This window comes from Staphylococcus rostri (assembly GCF_002902145.1).
GTDB lineage: Bacteria > Bacillota > Bacilli > Staphylococcales > Staphylococcaceae > Staphylococcus > Staphylococcus rostri.
In genome coordinates this window covers 1-242 of the sequence record NZ_PPRF01000128.1, presented here as the reverse complement: position 1 = coordinate 242, position 242 = coordinate 1, and the positions used below count along the sequence as shown (strand labels likewise).

Here is a 242-nt window from a genome sequence, read left to right as displayed (position 1 = left end):
TGGTTCAGGACGGAATCGAACCGCCGACACAAGGATTTTCAGTCCTTTGCTCTACCGACTGAGCTACTGAACCATAATAATGGCGGTCCCGACGGGAATCGAACCCGCGATCTCCTGCGTGACAGGCAGGCGTGTTAAACCGCTCCACTACGGGACCACTTAAAAATATTGCGGGAGGCGGATTTGAACCACCGACCTTCGGGTTATGAGCCCGACGAGCTACCGAACTGCTCCATCCCGCG

General features: G+C 55.8%; 3 tRNA genes. All 3 read right to left on the bottom strand.

From position 1 onward, the window contains the following. Nucleotides 1–73: transfer RNA gene (locus tag CD122_RS11345), tRNA-Phe, on the bottom strand. Between the two features lie 7 nt (nt 74–80). Then, nucleotides 81–157, bottom strand: a tRNA-Asp gene (locus CD122_RS11340). Nucleotides 158–168: 11 nt separating this feature from the next. Then, nucleotides 169–242 (bottom strand) — tRNA-Met (locus CD122_RS11335).